Here is a 13,216-nt window from a genome sequence, read left to right on the forward strand (position 1 = left end):
CACGATGAACCTGTCCGAACTGTGCATCCGCCGGCCCGTGATGGTCGTGCTGCTGTCGATCAGCCTGATCCTCGTGGGCATCCTGGCGTATTCGCACATCCCCGTCGCGGCGCTGCCCAGCTATAACACGCCCGTCATCAACGTCAACGCCAACCTGGACGGCGCCAGTCCCGAGACGATGGCGTCGTCCGTCGCGCTGCCGCTCGAAAAGCAGTTCTCGACCATCGCCGGCATCAACCTGATCACGTCGACGAGCACGCAGGGCAGCACGTCGCTCACCCTGGAATTCGACCCGTCGATCGACGTCAACGCGGCCGCCGTCGACGTCCAGGCCGCACTCCTTGCCGCCCAGCGCCAGCTGCCGCAGGAAATGACGACGCTGCCGTCGTACCGCAAGGTCAATCCGGCCGATGCGCCCGTGCTGTTCATGACGATGACGTCGCCGTCGATGAACCTGTCCGAGCTGAACGACTACGCGGAAAACCTCGTGTCGCCCGCGATCTCGACGTTGCCGGGCGTGGCGCAGGTGTCCGTCAACGGCGGCAAGCGCTTCGCCGTGCGCGTGCGCGCGAAGACCGATCTCATGAATGCCCGCAACATCACGATGGACGAGCTGGCGACGGCGCTGCGCTCGGCCAACTCGAATTCGGCGCTGGGCATCCTGGACGGCCCGCAGCAGACCATGACCATCCAGGGCCCCGCCCAGATGATGAAGGCGGCCGATTTCGAAAACCTGATCGTCGCCACGCGCGACGGCCTGCCGGTGCGCCTGCGCGACGTCGCGACCGTCGAGGACAGCTACCAGTCGACCCGGGCCTTCGGCGCCTACAACGGCGAGCGCGCCATCGTGCTGCTCGTGCAGCGCCAGCCGAACGCGAACACGGTCGAAGTGGTCGACGGCGTGCGCCGCCTGCTGCCGCGCTTCCAGTCGCAGCTGCCGGCGTCCATCAAGATCAACCTCGTCAACGACCGCTCCAGATCGATCCGCGAGGCGATCCACGACGTGAACTTCACGCTGGCGCTGACGGTGGGCCTCGTCGTGCTCGTGATCTTCCTGTTCCTGCACCGCGCGTCCGCCACATTCATCCCCGCGATCACGATGCCGATCTCGCTGCTGGGCGCGCTGGCGCTGCTGTTCTGGCTCGGCTACAGCCTCGACAATATTTCGCTGCTGGGCATCACGCTCGCCGTCGGCCTCGTCGTCGACGATGCGATCGTCGTGCTGGAAAACATCGTGCGCCACATCGAGATGGGCAAGAAGCCGCTGCGCGCCGCGCTCGACGGCTCGGCCGAGATGGGCTTTACCATCGTGTCGATCTCGGTGTCGCTGATCGCCGTGTTCATCCCGATCTTCTTCATGCCGGGCGTGATCGGCCTGCTGTTCCACGAATTCGCCGTCATCGTCGGCCTCGCGATCCTCGTGTCGGCCGCCGTGTCGCTGACCCTCGTGCCGATGCTGGCATCGCGCCTGCTCCCCGCGCATGGCCACGACCACACGGAAGAGAAAACCTTCATCGGCCGCCATTTCGAGCGCGGCTTCACGGCGCTGCGCAATGCCTACGAGAAGACGCTCGACGTGGCGCTGAAGCACCGCTTCGTCGTATTGATCGTCGCGTTCGGCACGTTCGCGCTGACCGTCGTGCTGTACACGACCATCCCGAAAGGCTTCTTCCCCGAGGAAGACATCGGCCAATTGCGCGTGACGACCGAGGCCGCCGAGGACATTTCGTCGTCCGCGCTTGTCGTGCTGCAGACGAAGGTGGCGGAAGTCATCCAGGCCGATCCTGCCGTGCAGGACGTCACGTCGTTCACCGGCGGCGGCAACAACGGCCGCATGTTCATCGTGCTGAAACCCCGCAACCAGCGCGACAAGATGCCGCAGGTCGTCGACCGCCTGCGCAAGTCGCTGCGCGGGATCGCCGGCGTCAACGTCTACATGGCACCCGTGCAGAACCTGCAGCTGGGCGGCCGCCAGAGCAAGAGCCGCTACCAGTACACGCTGCAGAGCGTGTCCGGGGCGGACATCGGCCAGTGGGCCAACGAGTACCAGGAACGCATGCGCAACAACCCGTTGTTCCGTGACGTGACGAGCGATACGCAGGAAAAGGGCTTGCAGGCCAAGCTCGACATCGACCGCGACAAGGCGAACCTGCTGGGCGTGCAGCTGGGCGACATCCGCACGGCGCTGTACGCGGCGTTCGGCGAGCGCCAGGTGTCGACGATTTATTCCAGCGCGGCCAGCTACTACGTGATCCTGGAAACGGCGAATGAAGACCGCCAGTTCGAGGATGCGCTGTCGCGCCTGTCCGTGCGCAGCAAGACGGGCCAGCTGGTGCAGCTCTCCAGCGTGGCGACGGTGAAACGCACGGTCGGCCCCATCGCCGTCAACCACCAGGGCCAGCTGCAGGCGATCACGCTGTCGTTCAACCTCGCGCCGGACGCGCCGCTCGGCGACGCCACGGCCGCCATCGAGCAGATGGGCCGCGACATGAAGCTGCCCGCGTCGATCATCACGAAATACGGCGGCGACGCGGCCGTGTTCCAGGATTCCCAGTCGAGCCAGCTGATCCTGATCGTCGCCGCGGTCGGCGTCATCTACGTGCTGCTGGGCGTGCTGTACGAGAGTTTCATCCACCCGATCACGATCCTGGCCGGCCTGCCGTCCGCCGCGGTGGGCGCGCTGCTGACCTTGCGCCTGTTCGGCCTGGACCTGACGATGATCGCCATCATCGGCATCCTGATGCTGATCGGCATCGTGAAAAAGAACGCGATCATGATGATCGACTTCGCCCTCGACGCCCAGCGCAACCGGGGCATGGCGCCGGAGCAGGCGATCCGCGAGGCGTGCATCCTGCGCTTCCGCCCGATCTTGATGACGACGCTGGCCGCGCTGATGGGCGCGCTGCCGATCGCCCTGGGCCTGGGTGCCGGCGCCGAGTTGCGCCAGCCGCTGGGTCTCGCGGTATGCGGCGGCCTGATCTTCTCGCAAGTCATCACGCTGTACATCACCCCGGTGATTTATTTGTACCTCGACAAGTACAGCGGCAGCGGCCCGATGACGGATACGCAGCTCGTGGATGTGGAGCAGGGGCGGAAGCCGGTATTGACGAAGGTGGCGTAACGATTCTGCTGGGCAAGTTTGATACACACTGTAACAACCATTAAGCTACCCAGCTTGTACTCTCATTACAGATCCTTAACAGCGCGTGCGCGGCTAATCCAAACGGGTTAGACTGCGCCTCGTCAATATCATTTATTTGTCCTCCAACCGGAGGCGTTCATTATCTTGCGTGACCATTCCCATATCCCGCTGGAAGACAGCGATGTCTGCGCACATTGCGGCCAGCCGCTGCCCGGACGGAAAGTGGTCATCTATGGGCAGAAGGGCCCGAACCGGACCGGCATCGCGATCACGATCGGGCTGCACCTGCTGCTCGTGGCCGTCTGGCTGTTCCAGCCGAAAATCGAAAAGCACGCGCCGCCGAAAGCCGGCGAAGCCGTCGTGTGGCTGCCGCCGCTGAAGCAGAACAAGCCCGCCGCCAAGCCGGCCGAGCAGGCACCGAAGCACACCGCCAAGGCAGCGGCCGCGCCGAAGTTCACGCCGCCCCGCATCACGATGCCGCGCCTGCCGAACACGATCACCGTGCCGGAGGTCAAAACGGTGGAGGAAAAGCCGCAGCCGCCGAAGGAAGAGACGAAGGCGCCGCCGCAGGAAGTCGACATGCAGGCGTATATCGAGGCCCAGCGCAAGCGCCGCGGCGCCCCGGCGCAGACGGACCAGGCCGAGGAAAGCGAAGCCGCGCGCGGCACGCGCAACGCGCTCGCGAACATCGCCGCCATCAACGGCCGCGGCGGCCAGGATCCGAACGAGACGGGCGGCGTGTTCAGCATCTCCAACAAGACGTTCAGCCGGGCGGACCTGAAATTCCGCGGCTGGAACCCGAACTTCAAGCGCCGCTGGCTGACAGCCGTGACGGTCGAGCGCGGCAGCGACCCGGACATCGAGACGGCCATCGTCAAGAAGATGATCGAGCTGATCCGCAAGGAAAAGACCGGCGACTTCGAGTGGGATTCGCACCGCCTGAACCGCGTCGTCACGCTGTCGGCCCGGCCGCAGGATACGGACGAACTGATGGCCTTCCTGTACAAGGAAATGTTCCCGGAATATAAGCCGCCGCGCTAAGGCCGCGGCCGCCGTCTCGTCACTCGTGCGAGGAGAACAGCTTCTCGATCGGATAGTGGTGCTTGACGAAGGGCGACTGGATCACGATGTAGCTGAAGTATTTCTCGATGTTGATGCTCTGCCGGAGCACGTCCTCGGCGATGCTGTGGTAGTGGGCGACGCTGCGGGTGATGAACTTGAGCAGGTAGTCGAAGCCGCCGCTGACCAGATGGCATTCGACGATCTCGTCGATGCTACGGATGGCGGCCTCGAACTTGGCGAAGTCCTCGCGGCGGTGGTCCGACAGGGTGACCTGCGTGAAGACCACCTGCATGTCGCCGAGTTTCTCGAGCTGCAGATGGGCCCCGTAGCCGTTGATGTAGCCCGCCTTCTCCAGGCGCTTCACGCGGATCAGGCACGGACTGGGAGACAGGCCCACGGCATCGGCCAGGTCGACATTCGTGACCCGGCCGTTACGCTGCAGGTGGCTGAGGATGCGGATGTCGATCCGGTCCAGCTTGAGGGTATCAGGGATCATCGTGGCCTGCCATTTCTGTCTCGCCGTTGATGCTAATCATCATACTATCAGCGTCTCTGTAATGCATATGATGATTTTTCCCTGAGGCCACATCAAATTGTCTTGAGTGCGCGGCGCACGTCGGCCTGGTCGAGCACCTCGTCGAGGGTCCGGGTCAGGCGCTCGAACATCAGGTCGAAGTCATCCGCCGTATAGCACAGCGCCGGGGCGAAGCCGAGCACGTTGTCGCCGAAGGCGCGGAACACGAGGCGGTTGCGGTAGGCCGCGACGGCGATGCGCTCGTGCAGCTTCAGCGCGGGGTCGAAGCGGGTCTTGTCGGCCTTGTCGGCGACCAGTTCGAGCGCGCCGAGCAGCCCGCGGCTGCGCGCGTCGCCGACGAGAGGGTGCGAGAGCAGGTCGCGCAGGCCTTGTTCGAAGCGCGGTGCCTGGGCCTGGCCGTTGGCCAGCAACCCGCCTTCGGTGTACAGGCGCAGCACTTCGAGGCCGACCGCGGCGCTCACCGGGTGGGCGGAATACGTATGGCCATGGCCCACCGGTACGCCGGCCGGCATGTGGTCGGCGATGCCGCGGTACACCGCGTCGGACATCAGCACGGCGCCCATCGGCGCATAGCCTGCCGTGAGACCCTTGGCCACGACCATCAGGTCCGGCTCCACGCCTTCCTCCTCGCACGCGAACATCGGGCCCGTCCGGCCGAAGCCCGTGATGACTTCGTCGACGACGAACAGGATGTCCAGTTCGCGGCAGGCGTCGCGCATCGCTTTGAGCCAGCCCTTGGGCGGCACGAGCACGCCGCCGGAGCCCTGGATCGGTTCGCAGAAGAACGCCGCTACATTGTCCTGGCCCAGCTCGCGGACCTTGGCGCGCAGCGCCTCGACCGACGTGCGGATGATGGTGTCCGGATCGGAACCGGCCGGATTGCGGTACGGGTAAGGTGAGGGAATCTTGTGCTGCTGGGGCAGGGGCAGGTCGAAATTGTGGTGGAACACGGCCAGCGCGGTCAGGCCCGCGCCCATCGTGGACGAGCCATGGTAGCCGCGCTCGAGCGAGATGAACTGCTTCTTGGTCGGACGGCCGGTCGAGTTGTAGTAGTGCGTGACGAAGCGGATGGCGGAATCGTCCGCGTCCGAGCCGCCCAGCGTGAAATACACGTGGCGCAGCGAGGCCGGCGCCAGTTCCACCAGGCGTGCGGCAAGGCGGATGGCGGGTTCGGAACCGAAATGGAAATAGCCGGTCGCATAAGGCAGCTTGCGCATCTGCTCGGCGGCGGCCCGGACCACGCTCTCCTGGCCATAACCGACGTTGACGCACCACAGGCCGGAAAACGCGTCCAGCAGTTCCGTGCCCTGCGCGTCGCGCAGGTAGGCGCCGTGGCCCGATTCGAGGATCGTGACGCCTCTTTGCTCATGGACCTGGTAATTGACGAGGGGGTGGATCAGGTGGTCGCGGTCCAGCGCGACGAGGGAATGGGTAGGCATGAAGGGCTCCAGATGAAAGGGGAAGACAGCGACATGGTAGCCACGGGCACGCAGCGATAGCTGCCGCCGGCGCGGTGGAAAAGATCGCGCGCATTGCGTATTTGCGAAGGATTCGGAATTTCCTGCTGCGCACCCGGTGCGATACTGCCTGCCCGACGCAGCCCGTAACCCACCAGGAGATTGCCTTGACCCTCACCATCAAGACCCGCCTCGGCATCGTGATCGCCTTCCTGTCGGTCCTCGCGGCCGGCATCGGCGTGCTCGGCCTGCACGGCATGCAGCTGGCCAACCAGGGCCTCAAGGAGGTCTACGAGAACCGCGCACTGATGCTGGAGCGGATCTCGCGCATCGACGCGCTGCTGCTGCAAAACCGCCTGTCGCTGGCGCAGGCCATCAACGACCCGATGGCCGACATCAAGGCCGAATCGGCGCGCATCGAGCGCAACGCCGCCGAGATCGACGAGGCCTGGCGCGCCTGCCTGCCCGCCGCCATCCTGCCGGAGGAGCGGCGCCTGGCCGACCGCTTCGGCGCCGCCTGGACGCGGATGCGGGACGAGGGGCTGCGGCCGGCCATGGCCGCCCTGCGGAGCGGCGATGTGGAAGCGGCCAAGGCCGCGCAGGAGCACATGCGTCCGATGGCGGTGGCGGTCGCGGAGGACATGCACGGCTTGCGCCGGCTGCAGGTGGACGCGGCACGGCGCGAGTACGAGCGGGCCGCCGCGCGCTACACGGTATTGCGCAACGGCGCGGCAGCGGCCATTGCACTGGGCACGCTTGCCGCCGCGCTGTTCGGCGGCTACCTGATCCGCCACATCTATCGCGATCTCGGCGGCGAGCCGGCGTACGCCGCCGCCATCGTGCGCCGTATCGCGGCAGGGGACTTGAGCGGCGCGGTCGCCCTGCGCGCGGACGACCGGCGCAGCCTGCTGGCCGCGATGGATTCCATGCAGCGCAGCCTGACCCGGACCATCGGCCGGATCGACGCCACGGCGGTGACGATCGGCGCCGCGTCGACCCAGGTCGCCGGCGGCAGCGCGGATTTGCGCGGCCAGATCGAGGAGCAGGCCAACGCCCTGCGGCAGACGGCGGCATCGATGGACCAGGTGGCCAGGGCCGTGAAGCAGAACGCCGACAGCGCGCGCGACGCCGACCGGCTGGTGGCCTCGGCCGCCGCGACCGCGCAACGGGGCGGCGCGGTCGTGACCGGCGTGGTCGACAGGATGGAGTCGATCAACGCGTCGGCGAACCGGATTGTCGACATCATCGGCGTCATCGACGGCATCGCCTTCCAGACCAACATCCTGGCGTTGAATGCGGCGGTGGAGGCGGCGCGCGCCGGCGAACAGGGGCGCGGCTTCGCCGTGGTCGCGGGGGAGGTGCGCAGCCTGGCCCAGCGCTCCGCCGGCGCGGCCCGGGAAATCAAGGCGCTGATCGACGCGTCGGTGGGCCAGATCGGCGCCGGCACCGCGCTGGTGCGCCAGGCCGGCCAGACGATGCGGGACATCGTGGACAGCGTCGATCGGGTCACGCACATCGTGGGCGACATCGCCGCCGCCAGCCAGCGGCAGAGCGCGGGCATCGACCGGATCAGCGCGGCGATCGGCCATCTCGACGAGGTCACGCAGCGCAACGCGCTGCTGGTCGACGATGCCGCCGGTGCCGCGGCCTCGTTGCGCGACCAGGCCGGCGCGCTGGGCGAACTGGTGGCCGTCTTCCAGCTCGACCGGCAACCGGCGGCCGGCAACGCACGTCTGGCGTGAGGCGCACATGGATATCCTCGTATGCCTGCCGGATGGCGACGTCGCGTCCTGGATCGACGAACTCGCCGCCGTGCTGCCGGCGGCCCGCGTGCGCCCATGGCGGCCGGGCGACCGTGCCGCCGCCGACTATGCGCTGGTCTGGAATCCGCCCATGGAGGCGCTCGCCGGACGCGCGCGGCTGAAGGCCGTGTTCAACCTCGGCGCGGGCGTGGATGCCGTGCTCGCGCTGCTGGCGGCGCAGCCGGACCTGTTGCCGCCCCACGTGCCCCTGATCAAGCTGGACGATGCCGGCATGGCACCGCAAATGGTGCAGTACGTGCTGGCCGCCGTGCTGCGCCACGCGCGCCGCTTCCCCGAGTACGCCGCGCTCCAGCGGGCCCGGCGCTGGCAACCCCTGCCCGGACGCGACGCAGCTACGCACGCGGTCGGAGTCATGGGCCTGGGCGCGCTCGGCACGCCCGTGGCCGGCGCGCTGGCCCAGCTGGGATTCGCGGTGCGCGGCTGGAGCCGCGGACCGCGCGCGGTCGGCCAGGTCGCCTGTTTTGCCGGGCCGGACGCGTTGCCGGACTTTCTCGATGGCCTGGACGTGCTGGTGAACCTGCTCCCGTTGACGCCGCACACGGCGGACATACTCGACCGGACGCTGTTCGCGCGGCTGGCGCCGGGCGCACAGTTGATCAACATCGGACGAGGCGCCCACCTGGTCGAGGAAGACCTGCTGCGCGCGCTCGACAGCGGACAACTGGCCCAGGCCACGCTGGACGTGTTCCGCGAGGAGCCGCTGCCGCCCGATCACCCGTTCTGGCGGCATCCGCGCATCGAGATCACGCCGCACGTGGCCGCGCTGACGCTGCGCCGGGAAAGCGCGTGCCAGATCGCGGCCAGGATCGCCCGGATCGAGCGCGGACTGCCGGTCGACGGCGTCATCGACCGGACCAGCGGTTATTGACCGGTCAGCAGAGCGCCTGGCTGACGATGGCGAACTGCCGGACCGTAGCGTCCTGCGCCGGCACGCCATGGCGGGCCATCGTCACCGCGGTGTCCACCTCGGCCAGCCCGGCCTGCGCCAGCCATTCGCCCAGGCCGCTCGACCCCGTCACGTCCAGGCGCACGAAGGCGCCGGCGTAGGCATCGCCCCACGTCGCGATCAGCGCCTGCGCGCACGCGGCGTCGGCCGCGACCACCGGCCCGATCACGTGGCCGCGGCCGAACGGCCGTATCAGCGAAAAACCGGTCACGGCGCCATCCTGCTCCAGCACGGCGCCGTCGGCCACGCCGATCAGGTGTTTCAGCAACTCGTCGCGCACCATCCCGGTGCCGCGGTTCGCCAGTGCGACGATGGCGGGGATGTCGGCGGCGGTGGCCGGGCGCGCACGCGGTCCCGCCGATGCCGCCGGGGGGGCAAATATGCCCTGGTGCTGGTGGAGCGTGCCGATGGCACGGAAGCCCAGGCTTTCGTACAGCGGCTGCCCGGCCACGGTGGCGTTGAGCACCGTGCAGCGGTCGCCGAGCTGGTCGAGCACCAGGTGCATCAGCCGGCGGCCGATGCCCTTGCCCTGGTGGGCCGGGGCCACGATGATCAGCCCCAGCGAACCGTGGTGCGCGCCCTGATGCCAGCACAGCGCGGTGCCGGCCACGGCGCCGTCTTCCTCGGCCACGAAGCCGGTGCCCAGGCGCAGGGCGAACTGCCAGTCCTCGGGACGATGCGGCCAGCGCACGGCTTGCGACAGCGCGAGCGCTGCGGGCAGGTCGTCCTCGCGCATCGGGCGGCAGGTGATGGCGGTATATGTCGTTGTCATGATCTGTCCTTCCGGTCAGCCGAGCGACTGGCTGAGCAGGGCGAAGCGCTTGACGGGACCCGCGGGCCGCGGCGGGTCGCCGCGCATCATCGCGTGTACCGATTCCTCGACCTGGACGAGGCCCATTTCGGTGAGCCAGGGACTGAGGCCGCTGCTGTCCGGCACGTCGACGCGGACGAATGCCCCCGCCTGCGTGCCGGCCCAATGGGCGATCAGCGCCTTGGCGTGCCCGGCGTCGGCCGCGACGACGGGGCCGATCACATAGCCGTGGCCGAACTTGCGCAGCGCCGCGAAGGCGACGAGGTCGCCGTAGCGGTCGATGGCGACGACGTCCGCCACGGTCAGCAGGTGCTTGATCACGGTGGCGCGCGGCACGCCGGTCGAGCGCGTGGCCAGATCGGCCAGCACCGCCTCGTCGCGTGGACCGACCGGCCGGATCCGTTCGCCCGGGCCGAGCGGCACGAACGGGGCGCGGAACACGCTGCCCTGGTGCTGGTGCACCCAGCCCGTCTGGACGAAACCTTTGTGTTCGATGAAGCGCACCCCGGTCGCGGTGGTATGCAGCAGGATGGTGCGGTCGCCGATCTCCGTCAGGATGCGCTCGAGCAGCGCGCTCGCGATTCCCCGGTCCCGGTGGCCGGGTGCGACGATGGTCATGCCGAGCGACGCGTAGTCGGGGCCGTGCAGCCAGCACATGATGGTGCCGACGATGCCGGACGTGTCTTCGGCGACGATGCCTTCACCGAGTGCGTGGATGAACTGCCAGTCTTCCAGGCGGTGCGGCCATAACACGGACAGCGACAGCTTGTGCGCCGCCGGCAGGTCGGCGGCCGTCATCCTGCGGTACCGCACCTGGCTTTTTGGGTTTCGATCTTTCATGTGATGGCTCCTCGCCGAGTGGCTATCCGGCCGCATCATGCCACACACGAATCCGTCCGGCGACGGGGTAAATGCAATTCGAAACGATCCACCATTTGCCGCTTCAATACGAAAGCTTGTGCCGTTCCGGGCCGGCCGGACCACATAAAATGCTTGGGGAACGCTCCTACAATCTTTTCAGAGTCGCACATGACGCAACACTGAAAGGACACACGATGGAACGTTTCGATCCCGACCGGGTGGCAGTACGCAGCGCCCACTTCATCGGCGGGCAGTATGTGGCGGGCGGCGCGCAGACGATGGACGTCAGGCGCCCGTCCGATGGCCGGGTGTACGCCGGCGTGCCGCTGGCCGACGCCGACCTGGTCGACCGCGCGGTACAGGATGCGTGGCGCGCCTGGAAGACCAGCAACTGGGCGCGCTGCGCGCCGCGCGAGCGCGCGCGCGTGCTGCGCCGCTGGGCCGACCTGATCGACGCCGACGCGCAGGCCCTGGCGCAATTGGAGGCGGTCGGCTCGACCCGTCCGCTCAGGGATGCCGCCGCCTGGGACGTGCCGTTCACCGCGGACGGCATCCGCTTCTTCGCCGAGTGGGCCGACAAGATCGGCGGCGACATCGCGCCGACCCGCACCGACCATCTCGGCATGACCATCGCCGAACCCTATGGCGTGATCGCCGCCATCGCCCCCTGGAACCTCCCGCTGGTCATGGCCTCCTGGAAGGTGGCGCCGGCGCTGGCGGCGGGCAACGCGGTGGTCCTCAAGCCCTCCGAGATGACGCCGTTCTCCGTGCTGCGCCTGGCCGAACTGGCCATCGAGGCCGGCATGCCCGCGGGGATCTTCAACATCGTCCAGGGCGACGGCCAGGGCGCCGGCGCCGCCTTGTGCCGCCATCCGCGCATCGCGAAAGTGACGTTTACCGGGTCGACCCGCAGCGGCGCCGCCATCATGGCCGCCTGCGCGGAAAGCGGCACCAAGCCGGTCACGCTGGAGTTGGGCGGCAAGAGCCCGCAAGTGGTGTTCGCCGACGCGCCCGACCTCGAACGCACCGTCCGCACCGTCGCCCGCGCCATCACGCTGAATGCCGGCCAGGTGTGCGTGGCCGGGTCGCGCCTGATCGTGCAGCGTGCGGTGGCGGATCGCGTCGTCGAGCGCCTGGTTGCGGTCTTCGCCGAACTCCGGGCCGGGACCACGTGGGACCCCGAGGCCACGCTGGGGCCCATCATTGCGCGCCGCGAGATGGACCGCATCGACGGCATCGTGCAGCGCACGATCGCCGCGGGCGGCCGGCTCGTCGCCGGCGGCGGCCCGGTCGACTGCGGCAACGACGGCGCGTACTACCAGCCGACCATCCTGGCCGGCGTCGATCCCGCGATGGACGCCGTGAAGTCGGAAATCTTCGGACCGGTGATCACGGTGCAGGCGTTCGATGACGAGGCGGAGGCGCTGGCGCTGGCCGACCATCCGGACTACGGCCTGGCCGCCGGGGTGCATACCGCCGACATCGGCCGCGCCCTGCGCCTGGCGCGCGGCATCGAGGCCGGCACGGTGTGGATCAACCGCTATGGCCGCACCGCCGATTACGTGATTCCGACCGGCGGCTACAAGCGCTCCGGCATCGGCAAGGACCTCGGCCGCCAGGCGTACGAAGCGAACCTGCGCCACAAGAGCGTGCTGGTCGATTTCGCCCTGGAAGACTGACGTTTTTCGGCGCCGCATAGTGTGCCGAAAGGCGCCGCAAATGCCACGGTTTGTTCTGTTTTGCCAGGGTCAGAACGGGATTTTCGTGCAGGGAGGCGATGGTGTAATGGATGCAGGAGACGACGTTGCAGTGACCGCGAATCGCCCTACGAACGCGCTTCCTGACCCGAACCGCCAACATCAATCATCTAAGGAACCAGAACCATGACTACCAACCTGCGGCCCAAATACATTTCCTTCGACTGCTACGGCACCCTGATCAACTTCCAGATGGCGGAGCTGGCGCGCGAACTGTTCGCCGACCGCGTCGCCCCGGAGAACATGCAGCAATTCACCACCGACTTCGCGCGCTACCGCCTGGACGAAGTGATGGGCGACTGGCGCCCGTACGACCAGCTGCTGTGCAATTCGGTCGAGCGCACCTGCAAGCGCTGGGCCGTCGAATACCGCGACAACGAGGGCCTGAACTTCTACCGCGCGGTGCCGACCTGGAACCCGCACGCGGACGTGCCGGCCGCGCTGGCACGCCTGGCCAAGGAGTACAAGCTGGTGATCCTGTCGAACGCGATGGATGCCCAGATCCAGGCCAGCGTCGACAAGCTCGGCGCGCCGTTCCACCGCGTCTACACGGCGCAGCAGGCGCAAGCGTACAAGCCGCGCCTGCGCGCGTTCGAGTACATGATCGACCAGCTGGGCTGCAATCCCGAAGACATCCTGCACGTGTCGTCGAGCATGCGCTACGACCACCTGTCGGCCGACGACGTCGGCATCAAGAACAAGGTCTTCGTGGCGCGCGGCCACGAACCGGCGTGGCCGGTGTGGGGTTCGCACCAGATCACGGACCTGGGCGGCCTGCCGGCGCTGGTCGGCCTGTAAGCGGCATGCGCATGCACCCGGAAA

Annotated in this window: 10 protein-coding genes; 6 read left to right on the top strand and 4 right to left on the bottom strand. The window is 67.8% G+C overall.

The window, feature by feature from the left end; translation table 11 throughout:
* Nucleotides 1-4: 4 nt before the first annotated feature.
* Both ACEN98_RS17465 and ACEN98_RS17470 read left to right on the top strand, forming a co-directional pair.
* Nucleotides 5-3,121 (top strand): efflux RND transporter permease subunit, encoded by a 3,117-nt coding sequence (locus ACEN98_RS17465; protein ID WP_413340544.1) that lies wholly within the window; start codon nt 5-7, stop codon nt 3,119-3,121.
* Nucleotides 3,122-3,286: 165 nt separating this feature from the next.
* Nucleotides 3,287-4,183, top strand: a complete 897-nt coding sequence (locus ACEN98_RS17470; RefSeq protein WP_413386119.1) for a cell envelope integrity protein TolA — start codon at nt 3,287-3,289, stop codon at nt 4,181-4,183.
* 19 nt (nt 4,184-4,202) lie between these two features.
* Here the strand turns inward: ACEN98_RS17470 and ACEN98_RS17475 are convergent, their stop codons facing one another.
* A complete protein-coding gene (locus ACEN98_RS17475) occupies nt 4,203-4,700 on the bottom strand; it encodes an Lrp/AsnC family transcriptional regulator (RefSeq protein ID WP_413386121.1) in 498 nt (165 codons plus the stop codon).
* A 92-nt stretch (nt 4,701-4,792) separates the two neighbouring features.
* A complete protein-coding gene (locus ACEN98_RS17480) occupies nt 4,793-6,178 on the bottom strand; it encodes an aspartate aminotransferase family protein (RefSeq protein ID WP_413386123.1) in 1,386 nt (461 codons plus the stop codon).
* 185 nt (nt 6,179-6,363) lie between these two features.
* On the opposite strand from ACEN98_RS17480, the gene ACEN98_RS17485 reads away from it, so the two are divergent.
* Both ACEN98_RS17485 and ACEN98_RS17490 read left to right on the top strand, forming a co-directional pair.
* A complete protein-coding gene (locus ACEN98_RS17485; RefSeq protein ID WP_413386125.1) occupies nt 6,364-7,938 on the top strand; it encodes a methyl-accepting chemotaxis protein in 1,575 nt (524 codons plus the stop codon).
* A gap of 7 nt (nt 7,939-7,945) precedes the next feature.
* Nucleotides 7,946-8,887, top strand: a complete 942-nt coding sequence (locus ACEN98_RS17490; RefSeq protein ID WP_413386126.1) for a 2-hydroxyacid dehydrogenase — start codon at nt 7,946-7,948, stop codon at nt 8,885-8,887.
* 4 nt (nt 8,888-8,891) lie between these two features.
* Here ACEN98_RS17490 and ACEN98_RS17495 read toward each other — a convergent pair whose 3' ends face one another.
* A complete protein-coding gene (locus ACEN98_RS17495) occupies nt 8,892-9,737 on the bottom strand; it encodes a GNAT family N-acetyltransferase (protein WP_413386127.1) in 846 nt (281 codons plus the stop codon).
* Nucleotides 9,738-9,752: 15 nt separating this feature from the next.
* Nucleotides 9,753-10,616 carry a GNAT family N-acetyltransferase gene (locus ACEN98_RS17500; protein WP_413386129.1) on the bottom strand — a complete coding sequence of 288 codons (864 nt, stop codon included), beginning with the start codon at nt 10,614-10,616 and terminating at the stop codon, nt 9,753-9,755.
* A 215-nt stretch (nt 10,617-10,831) separates the two neighbouring features.
* Between ACEN98_RS17500 and ACEN98_RS17505 the strand changes: the two genes are divergently transcribed.
* Nucleotides 10,832-12,316: an aldehyde dehydrogenase family protein gene (locus tag ACEN98_RS17505; RefSeq protein WP_413386131.1), complete on the top strand. Its 1,485-nt coding sequence runs from the start codon at nt 10,832-10,834 to the stop codon at nt 12,314-12,316.
* A 204-nt stretch (nt 12,317-12,520) separates the two neighbouring features.
* Nucleotides 12,521-13,192, top strand: a complete 672-nt coding sequence (locus tag ACEN98_RS17510) for a haloacid dehalogenase type II (RefSeq protein ID WP_413346226.1) — start codon at nt 12,521-12,523, stop codon at nt 13,190-13,192.
* The last annotated feature ends 24 nt before the right edge of the window (nt 13,193-13,216 follow it).

It is taken from the genome of Massilia sp. CT11-137 (assembly GCF_047302885.1).
GTDB lineage: Bacteria > Pseudomonadota > Gammaproteobacteria > Burkholderiales > Burkholderiaceae_D > Telluria > Telluria orientalis.